31 protein-coding genes are annotated in these 20,310 nt (G+C 44.4%); 29 read left to right on the top strand and 2 right to left on the bottom strand.

The genetic code is table 11. The features are described 5' to 3' along the window. Positions 1–3 precede the first annotated feature (3 nt). The 28 genes from tuf to rplQ all read left to right on the top strand — a co-directional run bounded on the left by tuf (position 4) and on the right by rplQ (position 15,044). Positions 4–1,194: an elongation factor Tu gene (gene tuf / locus HOL16_03230; GenBank protein MBT5389709.1), complete on the top strand. Its 1,191-nt coding sequence runs from the start codon at positions 4–6 to the stop codon at positions 1,192–1,194. Between the two features lie 25 nt (positions 1,195–1,219). After that, positions 1,220–1,528 (top strand): 30S ribosomal protein S10, encoded by a 309-nt coding sequence (gene rpsJ, locus HOL16_03225; protein MBT5389708.1) that lies wholly within the window; start codon positions 1,220–1,222, stop codon positions 1,526–1,528. Positions 1,529–1,541: 13 nt separating this feature from the next. Next, complete coding sequence (gene rplC, locus HOL16_03220; protein ID MBT5389707.1) at positions 1,542–2,189, top strand: 50S ribosomal protein L3; 648 nt, start codon at positions 1,542–1,544, stop codon at positions 2,187–2,189. Positions 2,190–2,219: 30 nt separating this feature from the next. Continuing rightward, a complete protein-coding gene (rplD, locus tag HOL16_03215) occupies positions 2,220–2,843 on the top strand; it encodes a 50S ribosomal protein L4 (GenBank protein ID MBT5389706.1) in 624 nt (207 codons plus the stop codon). Further along, complete coding sequence (locus HOL16_03210) at positions 2,840–3,169, top strand: 50S ribosomal protein L23 (protein ID MBT5389705.1); 330 nt, start codon at positions 2,840–2,842, stop codon at positions 3,167–3,169. The genes rplD and HOL16_03210 overlap by 4 nt, the downstream gene beginning before the upstream one ends. Before the next feature lie 4 nt (positions 3,170–3,173). Continuing rightward, positions 3,174–4,001: a 50S ribosomal protein L2 gene (gene rplB, locus HOL16_03205; protein ID MBT5389704.1), complete on the top strand. Its 828-nt coding sequence runs from the start codon at positions 3,174–3,176 to the stop codon at positions 3,999–4,001. Between the two features lie 12 nt (positions 4,002–4,013). Then, a complete protein-coding gene (rpsS, locus tag HOL16_03200; GenBank protein MBT5389703.1) occupies positions 4,014–4,292 on the top strand; it encodes a 30S ribosomal protein S19 in 279 nt (92 codons plus the stop codon). Positions 4,293–4,294: 2 nt separating this feature from the next. Further along, the gene (gene rplV, locus HOL16_03195) at positions 4,295–4,675 is read left to right on the top strand and encodes a 50S ribosomal protein L22 (protein ID MBT5389702.1); all 381 of its coding nucleotides are present in this window, start codon (positions 4,295–4,297) and stop codon (positions 4,673–4,675) included. After that, positions 4,675–5,352 carry a 30S ribosomal protein S3 gene (gene rpsC, locus HOL16_03190; protein ID MBT5389701.1) on the top strand — a complete coding sequence of 226 codons (678 nt, stop codon included), beginning with the start codon at positions 4,675–4,677 and terminating at the stop codon, positions 5,350–5,352. The genes rplV and rpsC overlap by 1 nt, the downstream gene beginning before the upstream one ends. Before the next feature lie 23 nt (positions 5,353–5,375). After that, positions 5,376–5,792 carry a 50S ribosomal protein L16 gene (gene rplP / locus HOL16_03185; protein ID MBT5389700.1) on the top strand — a complete coding sequence of 139 codons (417 nt, stop codon included), beginning with the start codon at positions 5,376–5,378 and terminating at the stop codon, positions 5,790–5,792. An 11-nt stretch (positions 5,793–5,803) separates the two neighbouring features. Beyond that, positions 5,804–5,992: a 50S ribosomal protein L29 gene (gene rpmC / locus HOL16_03180; protein ID MBT5389699.1), complete on the top strand. Its 189-nt coding sequence runs from the start codon at positions 5,804–5,806 to the stop codon at positions 5,990–5,992. 32 nt (positions 5,993–6,024) lie between these two features. After that, positions 6,025–6,282, top strand: coding sequence for a 30S ribosomal protein S17 (rpsQ, locus tag HOL16_03175; GenBank protein MBT5389698.1), 258 nt, complete (start codon positions 6,025–6,027; stop codon positions 6,280–6,282). A 12-nt stretch (positions 6,283–6,294) separates the two neighbouring features. Continuing rightward, the gene (gene rplN, locus HOL16_03170) at positions 6,295–6,663 is read left to right on the top strand and encodes a 50S ribosomal protein L14 (GenBank protein MBT5389697.1); all 369 of its coding nucleotides are present in this window, start codon (positions 6,295–6,297) and stop codon (positions 6,661–6,663) included. An 11-nt stretch (positions 6,664–6,674) separates the two neighbouring features. Continuing rightward, a complete protein-coding gene (gene rplX, locus HOL16_03165; GenBank protein MBT5389696.1) occupies positions 6,675–6,986 on the top strand; it encodes a 50S ribosomal protein L24 in 312 nt (103 codons plus the stop codon). A gap of 11 nt (positions 6,987–6,997) precedes the next feature. Then, the gene (rplE, locus tag HOL16_03160) at positions 6,998–7,546 is read left to right on the top strand and encodes a 50S ribosomal protein L5 (GenBank protein MBT5389695.1); all 549 of its coding nucleotides are present in this window, start codon (positions 6,998–7,000) and stop codon (positions 7,544–7,546) included. 6 nt (positions 7,547–7,552) lie between these two features. Next, positions 7,553–7,858, top strand: a complete 306-nt coding sequence (gene rpsN, locus HOL16_03155) for a 30S ribosomal protein S14 (protein ID MBT5389694.1) — start codon at positions 7,553–7,555, stop codon at positions 7,856–7,858. Positions 7,859–7,872: 14 nt separating this feature from the next. Continuing rightward, positions 7,873–8,271 (top strand): 30S ribosomal protein S8, encoded by a 399-nt coding sequence (rpsH, locus tag HOL16_03150; GenBank protein ID MBT5389693.1) that lies wholly within the window; start codon positions 7,873–7,875, stop codon positions 8,269–8,271. Positions 8,272–8,284: 13 nt separating this feature from the next. Beyond that, a complete protein-coding gene (gene rplF, locus HOL16_03145; protein ID MBT5389692.1) occupies positions 8,285–8,818 on the top strand; it encodes a 50S ribosomal protein L6 in 534 nt (177 codons plus the stop codon). Further along, positions 8,818–9,180, top strand: coding sequence for a 50S ribosomal protein L18 (gene rplR, locus HOL16_03140; protein ID MBT5389691.1), 363 nt, complete (start codon positions 8,818–8,820; stop codon positions 9,178–9,180). The genes rplF and rplR overlap by 1 nt, the downstream gene beginning before the upstream one ends. 11 nt (positions 9,181–9,191) lie before the next feature. After that, the gene (gene rpsE / locus HOL16_03135) at positions 9,192–9,815 is read left to right on the top strand and encodes a 30S ribosomal protein S5 (protein ID MBT5389690.1); all 624 of its coding nucleotides are present in this window, start codon (positions 9,192–9,194) and stop codon (positions 9,813–9,815) included. A gap of 3 nt (positions 9,816–9,818) precedes the next feature. Further along, entirely contained in the window at positions 9,819–10,019 is a 201-nt protein-coding gene (gene rpmD / locus HOL16_03130; GenBank protein MBT5389689.1) for a 50S ribosomal protein L30, read from the top strand. A gap of 16 nt (positions 10,020–10,035) precedes the next feature. Further along, positions 10,036–10,500, top strand: a complete 465-nt coding sequence (locus HOL16_03125) for a 50S ribosomal protein L15 (protein ID MBT5389688.1) — start codon at positions 10,036–10,038, stop codon at positions 10,498–10,500. Positions 10,501–10,510: 10 nt separating this feature from the next. Next, positions 10,511–11,854 carry a preprotein translocase subunit SecY gene (secY, locus tag HOL16_03120; protein ID MBT5389687.1) on the top strand — a complete coding sequence of 448 codons (1,344 nt, stop codon included), beginning with the start codon at positions 10,511–10,513 and terminating at the stop codon, positions 11,852–11,854. Further along, the gene (locus HOL16_03115; protein ID MBT5389686.1) at positions 11,851–12,528 is read left to right on the top strand and encodes an adenylate kinase; all 678 of its coding nucleotides are present in this window, start codon (positions 11,851–11,853) and stop codon (positions 12,526–12,528) included. Before secY ends, HOL16_03115 begins: the two co-directional genes overlap by 4 nt. A 66-nt stretch (positions 12,529–12,594) precedes the next feature. Continuing rightward, positions 12,595–12,963 (top strand): 30S ribosomal protein S13, encoded by a 369-nt coding sequence (gene rpsM / locus HOL16_03110; GenBank protein MBT5389685.1) that lies wholly within the window; start codon positions 12,595–12,597, stop codon positions 12,961–12,963. Between the two features lie 19 nt (positions 12,964–12,982). Continuing rightward, the gene (rpsK, locus tag HOL16_03105) at positions 12,983–13,375 is read left to right on the top strand and encodes a 30S ribosomal protein S11 (protein ID MBT5389684.1); all 393 of its coding nucleotides are present in this window, start codon (positions 12,983–12,985) and stop codon (positions 13,373–13,375) included. Positions 13,376–13,432: 57 nt separating this feature from the next. Continuing rightward, positions 13,433–14,452, top strand: a complete 1,020-nt coding sequence (locus HOL16_03100; protein MBT5389683.1) for a DNA-directed RNA polymerase subunit alpha — start codon at positions 13,433–13,435, stop codon at positions 14,450–14,452. 40 nt (positions 14,453–14,492) lie between these two features. After that, on the top strand, positions 14,493–15,044 hold the full coding sequence (gene rplQ, locus HOL16_03095) for a 50S ribosomal protein L17 (GenBank protein MBT5389682.1): 552 nt from the start codon (positions 14,493–14,495) through the stop codon (positions 15,042–15,044). Positions 15,045–15,114: 70 nt separating this feature from the next. Here the strand turns inward: rplQ and HOL16_03090 are convergent, their stop codons facing one another. Further along, the gene (locus HOL16_03090; GenBank protein ID MBT5389681.1) at positions 15,115–17,838 is read right to left on the bottom strand and encodes an FAD-dependent oxidoreductase; all 2,724 of its coding nucleotides are present in this window, start codon (positions 17,836–17,838) and stop codon (positions 15,115–15,117) included. 71 nt (positions 17,839–17,909) lie between these two features. Then, a complete protein-coding gene (locus HOL16_03085; GenBank protein ID MBT5389680.1) occupies positions 17,910–18,734 on the bottom strand; it encodes a hypothetical protein in 825 nt (274 codons plus the stop codon). 168 nt (positions 18,735–18,902) lie between these two features. Between HOL16_03085 and HOL16_03080 the strand changes: the two genes are divergently transcribed. Then, on the top strand, positions 18,903–20,207 hold the full coding sequence (locus HOL16_03080; protein ID MBT5389679.1) for a replication-associated recombination protein A: 1,305 nt from the start codon (positions 18,903–18,905) through the stop codon (positions 20,205–20,207). Positions 20,208–20,310 lie beyond the last annotated feature (103 nt).

The raw sequence follows: 20,310 nt of genomic DNA, 5'->3' as shown, positions 1-20,310 counted from the left end.
ATCATGGCAAAGGAAAAGTTTGAGAGGAATAAGCCTCATTGTAACATCGGCACGATTGGTCACGTTGACCATGGGAAGACGACGTTAACGGCAGCGATCACGAAGATCCTAGCCGAAAAAGGTGGCGCTGATTTTAAAGCGTACGATCAGATCGATAACGCGCCCGAAGAAAAAGCGCGTGGGATCACGATTTCGACAGCGCACGTTGAGTATGAGACAGACAAGCGTCACTATGCTCATGTGGACTGTCCTGGCCATGCTGACTATGTGAAGAACATGATCACCGGAGCGGCACAGATGGATGGAGCGATTTTGGTTGTATCCGCAGCCGATGGCCCCATGCCACAGACGCGTGAGCACATTTTGTTGGCTCACCAAGTTGGCGTGCCATCGATGGTTGTATACCTGAACAAGGTAGACCAAGTAGATGATCCTGAGTTGCTAGAGTTGGTAGAGATGGAAATCAGAGAGTTGTTGACCAAGTATGATTTCCCCGGGGATGATATTCCGATTGTAAAGGGAACGGCGCTTGGTGCGTTGGAAGGGAAAGATCCCGAGACAGGTAGCAAGACCATAGAAGAGTTGATGGCCAAGGTAGATGAGTTCATTCCGCAGCCAAAGCGTCCGAAGGACAAGCCATTTTTGATGCCGATAGAAGATGTGTTTAGCATCTCAGGTCGAGGAACGGTTGTAACGGGTCGCGTAGAGAGTGGCGTGATCAATGTAGGAGACGAAGTTGAGATCGTGGGAATAAGGCCGACGACGAAGACGATTGTAACTGGCGTAGAGATGTTCAAGAAGTTATTGGACCATGGCGAAGCCGGAGACAACATCGGAGCGTTGTTGCGAGGCACGAAGAGAGAAGATGTAGAGCGTGGGCAAGTATTGGCGGCGCCTGGATCGATCACGCCGCACACGGAATTTGAGTGTGAGGTATATATTTTGACGAAGGATGAAGGCGGACGCCATACGCCATTCTTCTCGAACTATCGCCCACAGTTTTATTTCCGTACGACAGACGTGACGGGTCAAGTTGAATTGCCAGAAGGCAAGGAGATGGTCATGCCCGGAGATACGGTAAAGGTGAAAGTAGTCTTGATAGCGCCGATTGCGATGGATGATGGTGTTCGATTTGCCATCCGTGAAGGTGGTCATACGGTTGGTGCTGGTGTTGTTACCAAGGTCCTCAAGTAGAAAGTAGAGAAGTAGGTTTAGGAAAATGGAAAATCAAAGTATCCGTATTCGTCTAAGAGCATTTGATCACCGTGTGTTGGATCAATCTACGCTCGAGATTGTAAATACTGCAAAGCGTACGGGTGGTTTGGTGCGTGGACCAGTTCCAATGCCTACGAGTATCAAGAAGTTTACTGTTAACAGGTCTCCTCATATCGACAAAAAGTCACGTGAGCAATTTGAGATTAGAACACATTGTAGACTTATGGATATTGTTGAATGGACACCACAGACAGTTGATGCGTTGATGAAATTAGATCTCGCATCGGGTGTTGATGTGGAAATTAAGTTGTAAAGGGATAGAGACCATGAGGACAGGACTCATTGCTGAAAAACTAGGAATGACACGCCACTTTTTAGAAGATGGTGTGCACGTTCCTGTTACCGTTTTGAAGGTAGAGAATTGCCAAGTCGTGGCTCAGAAGACAGATGAGAAGAATGGTTATAATGCTGTTCAGCTCGGTGTTGGAACGCGTAAGCCGAAAAATGTTTCTAAACCTCTACGTGGGCATTTTGCTAAAGCAAAGATGGAACCCAAAAGAAAAATATCCGAATTTAGGGTTTCTCGAGAGAATATGCTTGAAGTTGGTACCGAAATTCGTGTAGATCATTTTAAGCCCGGTCAATTTGTAGATGTAACGGGTCAAAGCATCGGTAAAGGTTTTGCTGGTGCGATGAAGCGTCATAACTTTGCAGGTCTTAGGGCTTCTCATGGTGTTTCAGTTTCCCATAGAAGTCACGGGTCGACAGGACAATGTCAGGATCCTGGACGGGTCTTCAAAGGGAAGAAAATGGCTGGTCATCTCGGAGCAGAGCGCGTAACAGTGCAGAATCTTCAGATTGTTTCCACCGATGCGGAGCAAGGACTTGTGCTTGTGAGGGGTGGAATACCAGGGTCGAAAGGAAGTTATGTGTTTATACGGGACGCTGTAAAGCGGCCGGTAAGTGAAAAGTAGTACGTTTAGCAAAAGGTAATGAGGCCTCAGATGAAGTGTCCAGTAAAAGATTTGAATGATAAGGTAGTAGGAGAAATAGAGCTGAGCTCTGATGTCTTCGGACTGCCTGCCCGCAAGGACATTCTGAGTCGAGTGGTGAATTGGCAATTGGCGAAGAAACGTTCTGGTAATCACCAGACAAAGGGAATCTCTCAGGTTAGTGGGAGCACCCGCAAGCCCTTTAGGCAAAAAGGTACTGGCCGAGCACGTCAAGGTAGTATACGCCAGCCGCAGCAACGTGGTGGTGGAATCGTATTTGGGCCGCAAACACGCAGTCATGCCTTTTCCCTGACTAAAAAAGTGCGTAAACTAGGCCTGAAGACTGCATTGTCGGGCAAGCAAGCTAGTGGCAAGCTCATTATTGTTGAGTCCTTAAAAGAGGCAAAATCTAAGGCCAAAGATCTTTCGGATAAACTTTCGAAAATGGGAGTTCTGTCTTCAGTCCTTATAATTGATGGCGAGAAGGTGGATGAGAATTTGAGCCGCGCCACATCCAACCTGACCCATGTTGATGTTTTGCCCCAGCAGGGAGCAAATGTTTATTCCATACTCCGTCGCGAGAACCTCATTTTAACCAAAGATGCGGTGCATCATTTAGAGGCGCGTTTGAAATGACGATTAAAACAAAGATTAGAAAAGAAGTAACTCTTTCGAAAGAGAGGATTTACGAAATCCTTCGCAAACCGTCGGTGACAGAAAAGTCGACGATGGTAACGGAGCAAAATCAATATGTTTTTGAGATCTCTCCGAAGGCAACTAAGCCAGAGGTCAAAAAGGCTGTTGAAGAACTATTTGGTGTTAAAGTTAAGGCTGTAAATACCCTCAATAGACAGGGAAAAGTTAAGCGTTTCCGTGGAAAGCTTGGAACAAAGCAGAACATGAAGCGTGCCTATGTGACTTTGGCTGAAGGATCAACCTTAGATTTGTCGACGGGACTCTAGAGAGATGGCCTTAAAGAAATTTAAACCGACCAGCCCTTCACAACGTCAGCTTGTTATTGTTGAGCGATCTGAGTTGTGGAAAGGTAAGCCGGTTAAGTCATTGACAAAAGGGCTTTCGAGCTCAGGCGGTCGCAATAATGCGGGTCGCATGACAGTACGTCACCGTGGTGGAGGCCATAAGCGCACCTATCGTATGATTGACTTTAAGCGCAATAAGATAGATGTGCCTGCAACTGTTGAGCGAATTGAGTATGATCCAAATCGTTCTGCCTTTATCGCACTGATTAAGTATAAGGATGGCGAACAAGCATATATTTTGGCACCTCAACGGCTTAAAGCTGGGGATAAGGTTATTTCTGGTGAAAATTGTGATATTCGGCCAGGTAATGCTCTTCCCCTTCAAAGCATCCCAATTGGAACGATCATCCACAATGTGGAGATGAAGGTCGGAAAAGGTGGGCAAATCGCCCGATCAGCTGGAGCTTATGTCCAGCTAATTGGACGTGATGCTGCCTACGCTCTTATTCGCATTAATTCGGGTGAAGTGCGGATGGTTCGTTCTGAGTGTATGGCCACTATTGGTGCAGTTTCCAATCCAGACAGAAAGAATACGAATTTGGGTAAAGCGGGACGCTCTCGTTGGATGGGAAGACGTCCTTCCGTCCGAGGTGTTGCCATGAACCCAGTTGATCACCCACACGGTGGTGGTGAAGGAAAGTCCTCAGGTGGACGTCATCCTGTGAGTCCATGGGGTAAGTCAACCAAGGGTATGAAGACACGTAAGAACAAGTCGACGGACAAGTTAATTGTTCGTAGACGACGTAAGAAATAAAGGAGTTTTGATTTGACGCGTTCAGTTTGGAAAGGTCCATTTGTAGATCAGTACCTCTTGAATAAGGCAGAGGTGTCGAGAGCTTCTGGGCGCAAGGAAGTGATCAAAACCTGGTCACGCCGTTCAACCGTTATGCCTCAGTTCGTTGGTCTTACATTCGGTGTGCATAATGGGCACAAATTCATGCCGGTAACTATCTCGGAAGAAATGGTAGGGCATAAGCTTGGTGAGTTTTCTCCAACGCGCACTTACTATGGACATACTGCAGATAAAAAGGCAAAGAGGGGATAATCATGTCAAAACAAGCTTTCCCCCGTAGGTTTTCAGACACTGAGGCAAATGCAAGCCTCAAACACCTCAGGATCTCTCCACAGAAGTTGAATCTTGTGGCAGGGGTTATTAGAGGGAAGAGTGTGTGGTCAGCTCTTTCAGAGTTAAGTTTCAATAAGAAGCGCATTTCAAATGATGTTAAGAAGCTTTTAATGTCTGCTATTGCAAATGCTGAGAACAACCATGGCTTAGATGTGGATCGCCTTTTTGTTCGAGAAGTGCTTGTTGGGAAATCAATTACAATGAAGCGCTTTCAAGCTCGAGCAAAGGGACGTGCAGGTCGCATACAGAAACCATTTTCTCGAATAAATATTGTTGTCGCTGAGCGTGAGGAGATAGCTTAATGGGACAAAAAGTAAACCCAATTGGTCTAAGGCTTGGAATTAATAGAACGTGGGATTCGCGTTGGTATGCGGATCGTGAGTATGCAAAGTTACTCCATGAAGATATTCATATTCGTAAGTTTATTAAGGACCGTTTAAAGCATGCCAATGTTTCTAAGGTTTTAATTGAGAGACCTGCAAAGAGAGCATGCATTACCATAATGACGGCGCGCCCAGGTGTTGTTATTGGGAAGAAGGGTACCGAGATAGAAAAGCTTAGTGCGGAGCTTATGAAGATCACAGGCGGTGATGTTTCCCTTAACATTATGGAGATACGTAAGCCGGAAGTGGATGCACAATTGGTTGCGGACAACATAGCACAGCAGCTTGAGCGACGCGTATCTTTCCGACGTGCTATGAAAAGAACGATGCAGTCTGCCATGCGGATGGGCGGGCTCGGTATACGAGTCAACTGTGCGGGGCGCCTAGGTGGTGCAGAAATTGCACGAACGGAATGGTATAGAGAGGGAAGAGTTCCTTTGCATACCTTTAGAGCGAATATTGATTACGCGACATCGACGGCATTTACGACCTATGGGACTTGCGGAATCAAGGTATGGATATATAAGGGTGAGCTTTCCACTCACGATACAATGGCACAAGACAAGCGTTCTCAGGAACAACTTGTCAGCAGATAAAGGTTGAAGAGGGACATAAGACTATGCTAAGTCCAAAGCGTACAAAGTATAGAAAGGCCTTTAAAGGGCGCATCCATGGTGTGGCCAAAGGTGGTACAGCTCTGAATTTCGGAGCATACGGTCTTAAGGCAACGACGCCGGCTCGCGTTACTGCTCGGCAGATTGAGGCAGCTCGTCGTGCAATGACCCGACATATGAAGAGGGTTGGACGTGTTTGGATTCGGATTTTTCCAGACGTTCCTGTTTCCACGAAGCCTGCTGAAGTTCGTATGGGTAGTGGTAAGGGTACTCCCGAGTTTTGGGTCTGCCGTGTGAAGCCTGGCCGAATTATGTTTGAGCTGGATGGTGTTCCAGCTTCTGTAGCGCGTAGGGCGTTCGAGTTGGCAGCTGCGAAACTGCCTGTTGATACACGCTTCGTTACGCGTTTAGGTGCTGAGTAGAGGATAAAATGATGACGACACAAGAGTTGCGCAATAAAGGAAAAGACACTTTGAAGCTACAGCTCTATGATCTAAGGAAAGAGCTCATGAATCTTCGATTTCAGAAGGTGAGTGGCGCACTTGAAAATACCGCACGTTTTCGCAAAGTGCGGCGAGACATTGCACGTGTTAAGTCCGTTCAAAACGAACTTAAGAAATAAGGCTAGAAAATTATGTTGAATAGAGGTTAACAATGCCCCGCCGGATTATGCAAGGAACAGTTGTTAGTGATAAGTCTGATAAGACGATTGTCGTAAAGGTGGAACGTCGCCTTAGGCATCCAGTCTATAAAAAGTTTATCACAAGGTCGAAGAGGTACTCTGTCCATGACCCAGAAAATGGTTCAAAGACAGGAGACATGGTTCGTATTCGTGAGAGAAGCCCCATTTCAAAGACAAAGAGTTGGGAAGTCTTGAAGGATACAGATAAGAGTTCAACCACAGAAAAGTAGGGATGTGTTGATATGATACAAATGCAAACCAGACTGGAAGTGGCGGATAATTCCGGAGCTCGTTCGGTCCAATGTATTAAAGTCTTGGGTGGATCAAAGCGCAGGACGGCTTCTGTAGGAGACATTATAGTTGTCTCTGTAAAAGAGGCAATTCCTCGGGGTCGTGTTAAAAAAGGTGATGTTCACCGCGCGGTTATTGTTCGGACGGCAAAGGATGTTATACGTCGTGACGGAACAACCATACGGTTCGATCGCAATGCCGCAGTATTAGTTAGTACCGCAGGTGAGCCAATTGGAACACGTATTTTTGGTCCCGTGGCACGTGAGTTGCGCGCTAAGAAGTTTATGAAGATTGTCTCTCTAGCGCCGGAGGTCTTGTAAGGATGAGTAAGATGCATGTACGCAAAGGGGATGAGGTAGTTGTTCTTTCCGGTAAGAGCCGGGGGAAAACGGGTGAGATCCTGAGAGTTCTTCGAGAAAAGAATAGGATCGTTGTCCAAGGTGTTAATATGGTAAAAAGACACATGCGCCCTAGTATGGGGAATCCTGGTGGCATTATTGAAAAAGAAGCCACTATTCACGTGTCAAATGTGGCCCATGTTGATCCAACATCAAAAAAGCCCACACGGATTGGAAGTAAAGTACTTGAAGATGGCCGCAAAGTAAGATACGCAAAGCGGTCAGGCGAAGTAATTGATAGGTAAGTGAGTAAAATATGTCCCGGATGCGCGACTTATACGTAGATAAAATTAAACCAGAGTTACTCAAGCAGTTCTCTTACGGTAATCCAATGCGTCTTCCTCGTATGAAGAAGATCGTTATCAACATGGGTGTTGGCGAAGCGGCAAAGGATAGCAAAAAAATTGATATTGCTTTGGAAAACCTGACATTAATTTCGGGGCAAAAGCCAGTAATTACGAAAGCCCGTAACTCAATCGCAGGATTTAAGATTCGCGAGGGGATGAATCTTGGAGTCAAGGTGACTCTTCGTGGCGAGCAGATGTACTACTTCTTGGATCGTCTAGTCAACGTGGCTCTTCCCAGAGTGAGAGACTTTAGAGGGCTTTCTCCTAAGAGTTTTGATGGCAAGGGCAACTATAACTTAGGCCTTAAAGAGCAAATTGTTTTCCCAGAGATCGATTATGATCGAGTGGATCGAATTCGTGGGATGGATATATCCATTGAAACGTCAGCAAATACGAACGAAGAGGCGCTAGCGTTGTTAAAAGCGTTTGGTTTACCTTTTCCGAGCAAAGGAAAATAGAGAGACATGTCACGACTTAGTTTAATTAACCAAGGAAAAAAGCGGGAAAAGCTTGTAAACAAGTATTCCTCAAAGAGGAAGAGCTTGAAAGCGTTGGCTAAGAATAAGGAGCTTCCTCTTGAAGAACGATTCGAAGCTAGCATGAAGCTTTCTCAGCTGCCTCGGAATAGCTCCTCGGTGCGTTTGCGAAGCCGGTGTGAAATTACGGGCCGGCCAAGAGGTTATTATCGTAAGTTTAAGTTAAGCAGAATCGTCTTAAGGGATATGGCACTAAGCGGTCTTATTCCTGGTATGACGAAGTCAAGTTGGTAGATAGGGGATAAGAGATGTCATTAAGTGATCCAATTTCCGATATGCTCACGCGGATTCGCAATGGTCTGATGGTGAATAAGCAGAGCGTTTCTTGTCCACACTCGCAGCTGAAAGAGAGTGTGCTTGAGGTCCTTCGCCGAGAGGGATATATTCGGGCATTTTCAAAAGAGAAAGTTAGAGATGGAATTCATTCCATAAAAATCGAGCTTAAGTACCATGAGGGTGCGTCTGTTATACAGAATATCAAAAGGTACTCTAAGCCAGGTAGACGTGTTTATAATTCTGCTTTGGATCTACCAAAGGTATGCAATGGGCTGGGAATATCGGTTGTTTCGACTTCCCAAGGAATTATGACGGATCACGATGCGCGCTCAAAGGGCATCGGTGGTGAAGTCATGTGTCAGGTATTTTAAAGGGTTTATGTAGATGTCAAGAGTTGGCCAAACACCAGTTAAGGTTCCCGAAGGAGTAACTGTTGCCGTTGATGGGCAGTTGGTGACAGCCCGTGGAAAACTTGGGGAGCAATCTTTTGAAGTTAGCCCTGTTGTTTCCGTGCGGCTTGAAGATGGAAAAATTCATGTAGAGCCTAACGACAAAACAAAGCAAGCTAGAATGCTTTGGGGAACAAACCGGAATATTATCAATAACCTAATACAAGGAGTTGAAACAGGCTTCACTGTAAGGTTAGAGATAAATGGAGTTGGTTATCGTGCCGCGGTTCAAGGGAGCGATCTTGTTCTGCAGCTTGGGTTTAGTCACGAAGTGAAACATGCTATTCCTCAAGATGTGACGGTTAAATGTGAAAAGCCAACTTTGGTGTCCCTCCATGGAATCAATCGCCAAAGAGTTGGACAGGTAGCTGCTCAGATTCGTGCCTATCGTCCCCCTGAACCTTATAAGGGGAAGGGAGTTAAGTACGAAGATGAAAGAATAGTTCGTAAAGAAGGTAAGAAAAAGTAATGGTTGACCGTAAAGATTTATTTCACCGTAGGAAGGCTCGCGTAAGGTCTAAGATAAAGCGGGTCCAGCAGGACCGGCCAAGATTATCTGTGTATAGGTCCAATAAGAACATCTATGTACAGATTATTGATGATAAAATGGGAAAGACCTTGGCAGCAGCTTCAACTCTCGACAAAGAGTTAAAGTCTAAGGTGAAATCAGGTTCGGATGTTAAAGCCGCTGAAGAAGTCGGGCGTTTGATTGCCATGCGAGCTTTGGCGGTAGGTATTAAGGAAGTATTTTTTGATCGTGGTGGTTATCTATACCATGGCCGAGTTAAGGCTTTGGCAACCGCAGCTCGATCCAATGGACTTTTGTTTTAGAGAGGATACAAATGGCTCGTAACGCTGGTAAAGAACGCAAACAAGGTAGTGACCTTATTGAGAAGCTTGTTGACGTCAGGCGCGTTTCTAAGGTGACAAAAGGAGGTAGAAACTTTGGTTTTTCTGCCCTTGTTGTTGTGGGAGATGGTCGTGGGCGTATTGGACATGGTCACGGGAAAGCTCTAGAAGTTCCTGAAGCGGTTACGAAGGCAACTGAAAAAGCCAAGAAGCAGATGATTCGTGTTCCCCTTAGAGATGGCCGGACACTTCATCATGATTCAAAAGGAAAATATGGTGCTGGATTAGTCATTCTTCGCTCTGCACCTTCTGGTACAGGAATCATTGCGGGTGGCCCAATGCGTGCCATATTTGAAGCATTAGGGATTCATGATGTTGTTGGAAAGTCAATTCGCAGCTCAAATCCACACAACATGGTTCGGGCAACCTTTGAAGCGCTAAAGCACGTGGCGTCTCCACGTCAAATTGCGACACGCCGGAATAAAAAGGTCTCTGAGATCGTGTTCCATCGTGAAGGTAAGAACAAAAATGTTCAAGCAGAAGATGTGCCTTCTAATGATGAGAAGTCTGCACCGAAAGCCAAGACTTCTGAGACAAAAGCAGAAGATAAGGATTAGGTTATGGCTGTAGAGAAAAAGGCAACGGGTAAGATTAGAGTGACTCAGATTAAGAGCCCAATTCGTCGTAAAGCTTACCAGGAAGCTACATTAATTGGTCTTGGGTTGAACAAGATGCACAAGACATCTGAACTTGAAGATACCCCGTCGGTTCGCGGAATGGTGGATACTGTGAAGCATCTGCTCCGTGTAGAAACAAATTAAGTATTAGAGTTTGACCATGAAATTGAATGAAATTAGAGACAATTCAGCAGCTCGCAAAGCACCTAAACGTGTTGGGCGAGGTATAGGTTCAGGTACCGGCAAGACTTGTGGTCGTGGTGTCAAAGGACAAAAATCACGCACGGGTGTTGCAATTAAAGGTTTTGAGGGCGGCCAAATGCCTTTGTACCAGCGTTTGCCAAAGCGTGGGTTTAAGAACATCTTTTCAAAGAAATATAGAATAGTGAATACGGGTGCTCTTGAGACCGCTATTAAGGAAGGAAGACTTTCCAATGATAAAAAAATAACGCCTGAAGTTTTAGAAAAGGCTGGTTTAATTCGTGAGAATCAGAATCCTATACGTCTTCTCGGCAAGGGAGAGCTATCTCAAAAGATCGAGATTGAAGTGGCTTATGCCACAAAAGGTGCTATCCAAGCCGTAGAAAAACAAAAGGGGCAGGTCCATTTGCCTCAGCAATCATAAGGGATAGGAAATGTCATCAGCTGCAGAACAACTTGCCGCTAATATCAATTTAAAAGCTTTTGCCAATGCGACGGATCTTAAGAAGCGTATTTGGTTCACTTTAGCAGTGCTTGTTGTTTACCGTTTTGGCAGTTATATTCCCCTTCCTGGTATTAATCCTGAAATTATGTCCGAGATAGCCCGTCAGAATGCGGGTGGTATCTTGGGAATGTTTGATATGTTGTCTGGTGGTGCCTTGAGCCGAATGACAATTTTTGCTTTAAACATTATGCCTTATATTACGGCCAGCATTATCGTTCAGCTTTTGACCGCAGTATATCCCCCATTTGAGGCCCTTAAAAAAGAAGGGGAAATGGGACGTAAGAAGTTAAATCAATATACGCGCTATGGGACGGTCGTAATTTGTGCGGCGCAAGCCTATGGACTTGCTGTCGGTCTTGAGAATATGACAGGTTCTGGACAGTCTGCAGTTTTAGATCCCGGTATTTTCTTTAGATTAACAACGGTGATTACCCTTGTGGGCGGAACGGTCTTTCTTATGTGGCTTGGTGAGCAGATCACGGCTCGAGGCATTGGAAACGGCATTTCATTGATCATCTTTTCAGGTATCGTAGCAAACTTGCCACAGGCAATCATGGGCACTCTCGAGTTGGGGCGTACAGGTGCTCTTTCCGTTTTGGTTATTTTGGGTGTGGTCATTTGTGCCGTTGCAGTTGTTGCCTTTATAGTCTTTATGGAGCGTGCACAGCGGCGAGTGTTAGTTCAATATCCCAAACGCCAAGTGGGCCAAAAAATGTACGGTGGAGAAAGTTCTCATCTTCCGCTTAAGTTAAACAGCGCTGGGGTTATACCCCCTATTTTTGCCAGCTCTTTGCTGTTACTTCCCATAACGTTGGCGAGTCTTTTACAAGGCGACGGAACCGAGTGGTATAGTCGTATAGGCTTTTACCTATCTCAAGGGAACTGGCTGTATATAGCTTTTTATCTATCCATGATTGTTTTCTTCGCTTTTTTCTATACGGCGATTGTTTTCAATCCAGAAGAAACTGCAGACAACCTGAAGAAGTCGGGCGGCTTCATTTTAGGAATTCGGCCTGGTGAAAAGACGGCCCAGTATTTTGACTATATTTTGACGCGCTTAACAGTTGCTGGCGCTGCCTATCTGGCTTTTGTTTGTGCCCTTCCAGAAATTGTCAAATTGTACTACACCTTCCCATTCTACTTTGGAGGGACCAGTCTTTTAATCGTGGTGAGTGTCACCATGGATACAGTTGCACAGGTTCATTCTCATCTTATCTCTCATCAATATGAGGGCCTTTTGAAGAAGACTAGGCTTAAAGGGCGGAGGAGATGAATCTAATTCTTTTTGGGCCTCCGGGCGTTGGAAAGGGAACACAGGCAGTTATTCTCGAAAAGAAGTACGGACTTCTTAGGCTGTCGACGGGCGATATTTTAAGGGCTGAGGCCGAAGAAGGAACAGAATTAGGTCTTGAAGCTAAAGGCTATATGGATAGAGGAGAATTTGGCCCCGATGAATTGGTTTTTGGGATCATTTCCAAAAGGCTGGATCGGCCAGATGCTGAAAAAGGAGTTATTTTTGACGGATTCCCTAGGAATCTTGACCAAGCAATGTTCTTAGATGCACTCCTTGCCGAAAAAGGGATGAAGATTGATAAAGTGATTGAATTGGCTGGCAGTGACGAGACTCTTTTGAGTCGGATAGTAGGTCGGTTTAGTTGCAAGAAATGTGGGACTTTTTATAGTCATAAACACAATGATACTAAAGTTGAAGGCATTTGTGATGTTTGTGGTGGTAAAGAGTTTGTGAAGCGTGCTGACGACTATGAAGCGACGGTACGAAAGAGATTAGAGATCTATAGGTCACTCACGAAGCCTATGGTGCCTTTTTATAAAGGAAAAGGTGTGTTGGTAACAGTTGATGGAATGGGTTCAGTTGAGGAAACGACAACTAAAATTGAACGTTTTTTATCAAACGAAAAGCTTGACTATAGAGCTGAGTCTCTATAGGAATCAAGCTTGCAGTTGAGATTCGGCTAAATAGTCGGAAGCGAGATTTAGTTAAGGAGAAAGAAAGTGCCACGGATAGCAGGCGTCAATATTCCAACGGGTAAGAGGGCCATCATTGGTCTCACGTACATTTATGGAATAGGACACACTCACGCAAAGGAAATTTGTAAAAAAGCTAAGATTGCCGAAACAAAAAGGGTGAGTGAGCTTTCTGATGATGATGTAATCAAGATTCGTGACATTATCGATAGTGATTACCAAGTTGAAGGTGATCTGCGTCGTACGGTAAGCATGAATATAAAGAGGTTGTTGGATCTTGGGTGTTATCGAGGCCTCCGGCATCGAAAGGGTCTTCCGGTGAGAGGACAAAGTACACACTCAAATGCCAGGACTCGTAAGGGTCCAGCAAAGCCCATTTCTGGTAAGAAGAAGTAAGGATTAGGATAGATAACGGATGGCTCAATCATCAAAACCAAGATTGCGGCGTAGAGAGAGGAAGAACATTACTTCCGGAATTGCGCATGTGAATGCAACTTTTAACAATACCGTGATTACGATCACGGATGTTCAAGGAAACGGAATAGCCTGGTCTACCTCAGGAGTAAAAGGATTTAAAGGGTCAAGAAAGTCGACACCCTTTGCTTCTCAGATCGCAGCAGAAGATGCAGCTGCCAAAGCTATGGAACATGGAATGAAGACCGTAGAAGTACGGATAAAGGGCCCAGGAACAGGACGAGAGTCTGCGTTGAGGGCTCTGCAAGCAGCAGGTCTTGTTATTACATCTATAAAGGATGTAACAACTATACCACATAACGGGTGCCGTCCGAAAAAACGGCGTAGAGTTTAGTTTATAATCATTAGGGTTAAAACCCATTGGTTTGTTGCAAAGTAAGAGGGCAATATAGTGATACAGAATAATTGGCAAGCATTGATTAAGCCCCATCGGCTTGAGATTCAACCGGGGAAAGATTCGGCTTTTAAGGCGACTGTGGTTGCAGAGCCTTTAGAAAAGGGATTTGGGCAGACTATTGGAAATGCGCTACGACGTATTTTGTTGTCCTCTCTGCAAGGGGCTGCAGTAACGTCGATCCAAGTTGATGGCGTTCTTCATGAGTTCACATCAATACCAGGTGTTTTGGAAGACGTGACAGAAGTGATTCTTAATATTAAGACTCTTGCTCTTCGCCTTCATGAAGCTGGTCCAAGGCGTATGAAATTAGTGGCACAGGGACCTGGTCCCGTTAAGGCTTCACAGATTGAAGCAGGTCCTGAGATCGATATCTTGGATCCAGATCTGGTTATTTGCAATTTGGATAAGGGGGCAAAGCTCTCTATGGAAATGGTTGTTGAGTCTGGACGCGGATATGTATCTTCCAATCAAAATAGGAAGCCAGATACGCCTATTGGATTGATTCCAATTGATGCGCTCTTTAGCCCAGTTCAAAAAGTGTCCTACAAAGTAGAGAATACGCGTGTTGGTCAGATGACCAACTACGATAAACTGGTTTTACAAGTTGAGACAAACGGTGCGATCACCCCTGAGGATGCTGTGGCATTGTCAGCAAGGGTATTGCAGGACCAACTGCAGCAGTTCATCAACTTTGAGGATCCAAAAGAAGAGATTAAAGAGCCTGAGCTCGGTATTGAAACTGATCTTTTGAGGAATCTACTTCGTCGTGTGGAAGAGCTGGAACTTTCAGTACGCTCGGCCAATTGTCTAAAGAACGAGAATATCGTGTACATTGGTGATTTGGTTCAAAGGACTGAGCAGGATCTTTTGAAAACACCAAACTTTGGGCGTAAATCTCTTGCAGAGATCAGAGCCGTTCTTGAAGAGCACAGCCTACATCTTGGTATGGAAATTCCAGATTGGCCGCCTGAAAATATTGATGAATTAGCGAAGAAGTTGGAAAATCCTTACTAGGTCCCGTGTGGCTTAAGGGTTGATTTGAGGAGTACCTAAAATGAGACACCGTCTGCAAGGTCGGAAACTGAATAGAACGACATCCCACCGTAAGGCACTTTTTGCCAATATGGCGGCGTCTTTGATTAAGTTTGAGCAGATTAAGACGACTCTTCCAAAGGCTAAGGATTTAAGGCCGTTTGTTGAGAAGCTTATCACCCTCGGGAAACGAGGTGACCTGCATGCACGCCGACAAGCGCTTAGCATTGTTCGTGACGAAGAAGCTGTCTCTAAGCTTATGGACACTCTTGGCACTAGATACAAAGGTCGTCCTGGAGGATATACCCGCGTTATTAAGGCTGGTTTCCGTTACGGTGATTGTGCGCCCATGGCTGTAATCGAATTCATTGACCGTGATGTGTCGGCAAAGCCCAAGACTGTAAAAGTCGTGGACGAAGAGGGTGGAGAAGTTCCTTCTGTGGAAGCCGAGGCAAAGAAAGAGACTCCTGCGCCTAAGAAGAAAACAGAAGCTAAAAAAGAGGCCGCTTCGAAAAAGGCCGCCCCATCTGCTTCTAAAGCTTCCAAGTCAGAAAAGCCTTCCAAGAAAGCTTAAAAAGCCTCCTAAAAAAACCTAATAATTTTTCCAAAAGTTCCTGATAGAACTCCCGCGGATTCTACCTGGTTTATTGAGATTGGCTGTCTTTCATTTCGGGGAGCCAACTTTCCTCGCGGTTTTTCCAAAAGGGGTGTTCTTGCAGTATGTGAAACCCCCGAAATAATACAGGAGTCTGTTCTTGATGGAGTGCCATCTCCATTAGAGTCGTGTTGTATTTTAGACCAGTTACGACAAAGTCATGAAATCCTTTCTCAGAAATGGTGCTCCTTCTTAAGCTAAGTACTCTTAGGAGTTTGTTAGATTTCAAAAACCGTCCAATGTGCGCACAACCTCTGTCACTAATAGGATTATTGTCTAAAATGATTTCCTCAAGCGTAGTGTTAGTTTCTAGAGCGCTAAGAAGCAGGCCAAGTTGATAATCGGTAATTCCAGATCCGCTGAGATCAATTTTGCGCAATTTGCTGTGGGCGATGCTTTTTGCAAATTCAAACATGGCTGGATCTGTAATTTTTGAGTCTCTCATATAGAGGGTGTTCAAAGTTGTATTTGTGGCAAGAGTATTTCCGAGGGCCTTTATTCCTTCATCTCCAAAGTGATTGTCTGATCCACTAATATCTAGGACTTCTACGGGGGATGCCTTAAGTACGTTACTTAAACTTATGAGACCCTCATTCCATATGTTCGTATTTCGAAGCCATAGTTCATGTATGTTGCTTCCAGGAAGATTTTGAGCAACAATCTGAACCCCTGTATCTCCTAGGTCCTGGTCCGATAGATTTAATCGTGGGTATGACCCTTGACAGACGACTCTAACGGAATCGTTATAGTTATCGGTATCTTCCGTTCTATCAACAATTTGAATGGGGAGGCCTCTTTCTAACAGAAACCCCCTTGCACGATCGAGGAAAAAATCTACATTTTGAAAAGTGGGAGGGAAACGCAGTTCTTCTGGAAGAAACAGCCATGCTAAATCGGCTTCTCTGTTTTGAGAGTCTGAGGGCAGACTGTTCAAATATGTCTGCGTGCTGTGTGAAATACTAAAATCAAGATTTGTTCTTTGGGAATTCTTGACGAGAAGCTTGAGTATTTGCAAAGCTGTGAATGGGACAAAAGTAGCTTTAGGCGAAATAGCGCTTATAAATCCCGGTACAATTTCTTCGGGATCACAGTGTTGGCGTTGAATAACATCGCTATTTATAGAGAGGGTTGGACGCACCATTAAATCAAACCCCTCGCTCTCACAAGTTGGATATCTTTGGTTCAGAGCAGCAACAGTGTCACGCAGCCTTTTTTCATGTTCTGCTTGCTCGTTCAGCTTCACTTCTGGCCTTGGAAATTTTCGATTGGTAGAAATACGTTGCTCTCCCATATAAGCCGTACCTGGGTGATAACCTAAAGCAATTTTAGGATTAAATGGGCTCCACATGCCGCCTTCTTTTCCTCCGAGTCCAAACAAGGCAGCTTCTATCCCATCGAATTTGGGGATCTGACCTTTAGATATTTTCATAACAGCCATGCCTCGTTGGAAAAGTTTGGCACTGTTTCCACCCTGTTTGGGGTGGGTAGTAGAGGAAGTTGGCACAGGCAGTGTTGAGGATGGAGAATTAGATACGGACGCTTTAACCTGGGAATTTAACCAAAAAACACCCTCCCATGTGGCATTTACGAAGTAGTCAAACTCATAGGTTTCTAATTCTGATCTTACTTGAAATTTGTCATCAACTTTCTTAATTGCTGTGACTGGGTGGTTGGATAAAACTTTGACGCCCTTCTCTTCAAGGATCGTTTCCAGAAGGGCGCCCAATAAGCCAGGATTCAACCCTTGTTCATGGGTCAATATGCCTCCCAGAAAGTCAGGGAACCTTGGATCTAGTCCAATTTCCTTAAAGAAGTCTTCAGGCGGACCAAATAGCATGTCACCTATATCTGTTCCAAAGGTTTCCACAAGTCTCGAATGGTAAAGTTTATAAGCTTCTTGCAACTGAGCGTAGCTCCTCTTGGATTGTTCCAAAAGGGGCTCTCCGGAGGCTTTTGGAACTAAAAAGGCTGTGGCAGGAATAGAAGTGAATATATTTGGTCCATTTTTAAGCATTATCCTGAATAGAAGGGCACTTTGTAGACATTGGAGTGCTGTTGTGGGGTCCTCAGGATACTCTCCCCCCAAATGAAGTCGTCCTGGGCTTTTGCTTGCCCAATCTAGAAGGTGTGCCATCTTTTCAAGAATAGTCACATCGTAATATTGAGAAGCAAGGATGGCTGTGAAGATAGCTGTTAAACCTCCGCCAGCGAAACCAACTTTTTCTCTCCTTATAGGGGGCGAGTCATGGGGGAACTCTAGGCTAGCAGAAAGGTCCTCCAAACTGCCAACTGTTAAGTGAAACGGATGGGGATTTTCTGATTCTTCCTCTGCATTAGGAGGTGTTGACAAAATGCCATTTAGTAACTGTTCTTCAGTATAGAGGCCTCCGGCGTGATGAAGGTTTAGAGCAAAGAGATGAAAGGGGTTCTGTTCTGGATCTTTCTCAACAGCTTCAACGAGCTCTTGCTGAAATATTTGAGAATGACTTGATATTATAGGTATACTAGAGCCGGGTTTAGCTCCACCCACTAGGATGGGATGGGAACTGTTCAGTTTGGACTTCTTATAACGTGATTTCTTAGAACCTTTTTCTTCATCAATCTCCAAATCGTCATCCTGTGATTTGACAAGTTGAAATAATGTGTGTTGTTCATTTGCTTTTCTTTTGTGAGTTAACTCACCCTCTTGATCCTCTGGATCTCCTGCACACATTGAACTTTCCGGATAGAAAAGCACCAAAATGAGAAAAGTTACTTGGAAAACTTTTTTAAAAAGAGGCCAGATTATAGGGAGAGGGACCAGCAATTTTTTTGCACCGTTTGAATAAGCTCTGATTTCTTATGAATGCCACTTTTTTTACGGATATTGGCAAGATAGAATTCGATTGTCCGATAAGACAAATTAAGATCAAGGCCTATTTCTTTTGCAGATTTTCCTTGGCACAACAGGTGAATACAGGTGCTTTCTTGCTTTGTGAAACAACAATCAATTGCGCCAGTTTTAATGGTGAGACATTCGGGTTTGAGAGATTGTATAAATGCCTCAATTGGATCTACTTGTGAAGGATCCTTTTCCGGCAGTTTTATGGGGGTCCACTCTTGAAATGTAGCAAGCGTCGCGGAGTTTTTATAGTCAATTATTCTATCGAAGGAACTGTTAAAATAGAGAATGAATCTTTCTAAGCATTCTATGGTATTCAGATAGTCTGCTGGGTCTTGATGTTTTTCAGCTTCTGTTGAGAATGTCCAAAGCTCAATAGAGTCTTCTCGTCGTTTGTAAAAATTTAGACCGTTCCACATGCCGAAATCATTTAGGGATTTTAAGAAGTGGTCTTTCGGATCCTTTGGCCAGAGAACTTTATAAAAGCTATTCAAGGGGGTTTTATCCATGGCTTCTTTAAAGAAAATACCATGGTCGTGAATATTTTTGTAATGGTATGAAAGCCAATGCGGATTTGTTGACGTAAATATGTAACGGCCATCATCAAACACGCGCTTGTAGCCAAAAGTCGTAAGACCGAGAGCGGAAAATAAATCTTTTGTGAGCTCTTCGATCTTTTCCGTCAAGCTCAAGCTATATTCGCAGGCCATTTGGTTTCTAAACGTCACAATTGCCCATCCCTAGAAATTTTTCTAATATATTTCAAACATTTCAGTGCAGTCTAGCACCTTAGAATTTTTTGAAAAGTGTATTTGTAACAATATTCGTTTTTTAACAGATTCCTTATACTTGATATGGTAGAAAGCAATATTGTGTGTGTAACTTAGTGAAAGAGAATGACGGGTTTATTTTCATTAGCTCAACTGGATCAAGGAACAGAGGGGCCCCTTGCGGATCGTTTGCGCCCTCAGTCTTTATCTGAAGTGGTCGGGCAGGATCATTTATTGGGACCCGATGCGCCCCTGTGCAAAATGATAGCTTCAAAGAAGTTAAGTTCCTTTATCCTTTGGGGGCCTCCAGGTTGTGGAAAAACGACAATTGCCAGACTTTTTGCCCAAGACACTGGGTACGAGTTTGTTGCTCTTTCTGCCATATTTTCTGGGGTGGCAGATTTGAAAAAAATATTCCAGGGTGCAAAGCAGCGCCGAGAGATGGGCCAAAAAACACTTCTGTTTGTGGATGAGATTCACCGATTTAATCGAAATCAGCAAGATGCCTTCCTTCCCTATGTTGAGGATGGAACAGTCATCTTGGTTGGTGCTACGACTGAAAATCCTTCTTTTGAGTTGAATGGGGCCCTGCTTTCTAGAGCACGGGTATTCGTTCTGAAGAGACTAGAAGAGGCGTCATTGAAATTGTTAATTGTACGCTCTGAAGAAAAAGAAAAACGCAATCTGCCTTTGGATGAGAAAGGAATAAACTTTATAGTCTCCATGGCTGACGGAGATGGTCGTTATCTCATAAATTTGTTGGAAGGCCTGTTTGCTCAATGTAAAGAGGGGGCCACTCCATTATCCATGGATGCCCTATCGAAAATCTTGCAAAAGCGCCCTGTTCTGTATGATAAAAATCGTGACGAGCATTATAATCTAATCAGTGCTCTCCATAAGTCTCTCAGAGGATCTGATACCCAGGCAGCTCTCTATTGGTTGGCCAGGATGTTGGGGGGAGGGGAAGATCCTCGATATATTTTGCGTCGCCTTATCCGCTTTGCCAATGAGGACATAGGGCTAGCCGATCCTCAGGCAATTGTACAAGCCTTATCAGCCTCGGAGACTTTTGAACGATTGGGGTCGCCCGAGGGAGAGTTAGCCATTGCTCAGTGTGTTATCTATTTGGGAACAGCTCCTAAGTCTAACGCTACATATTTGGCTTTTAAAAAAGCAACTCTGGCGGCAAAGGAAACGGGTTCCCATTCTCCGCCCAAGCATATTCTTAACGCTCCTACTGGGCTTATGAAGGATATTGGATATGGTCAAGGCTATGTATACGACCATGACACTGAGGAAGGTTTTTCAGGGCAGAATTACTTTCCCGATAATATGGCGCGCACCCCTTTTTATGAACCATTGGAAAGGGGCTTTGAAAGAGATATCAAAAAACGCCTCGAATACTGGGAAAGTTTGCGAAAAAAAGCTTAAAAAAACCTTTTTTTTCATCAAGTTAATTTAATTCCTAGATTTTACTCAGTATATTGAGTAAAATCACTCAGTATATTGAGCAAAATCACTCAGTATATTGAGC

The sequence above is a fragment of the Alphaproteobacteria bacterium genome, from assembly GCA_018662925.1.
Lineage (GTDB): Bacteria > Pseudomonadota > Alphaproteobacteria > 16-39-46 > JABJFC01 > JABJFC01.
The sequence above is the reverse complement of the archived record's forward strand: the minus strand, read 5'-3'. Positions and strand labels throughout refer to the sequence as shown.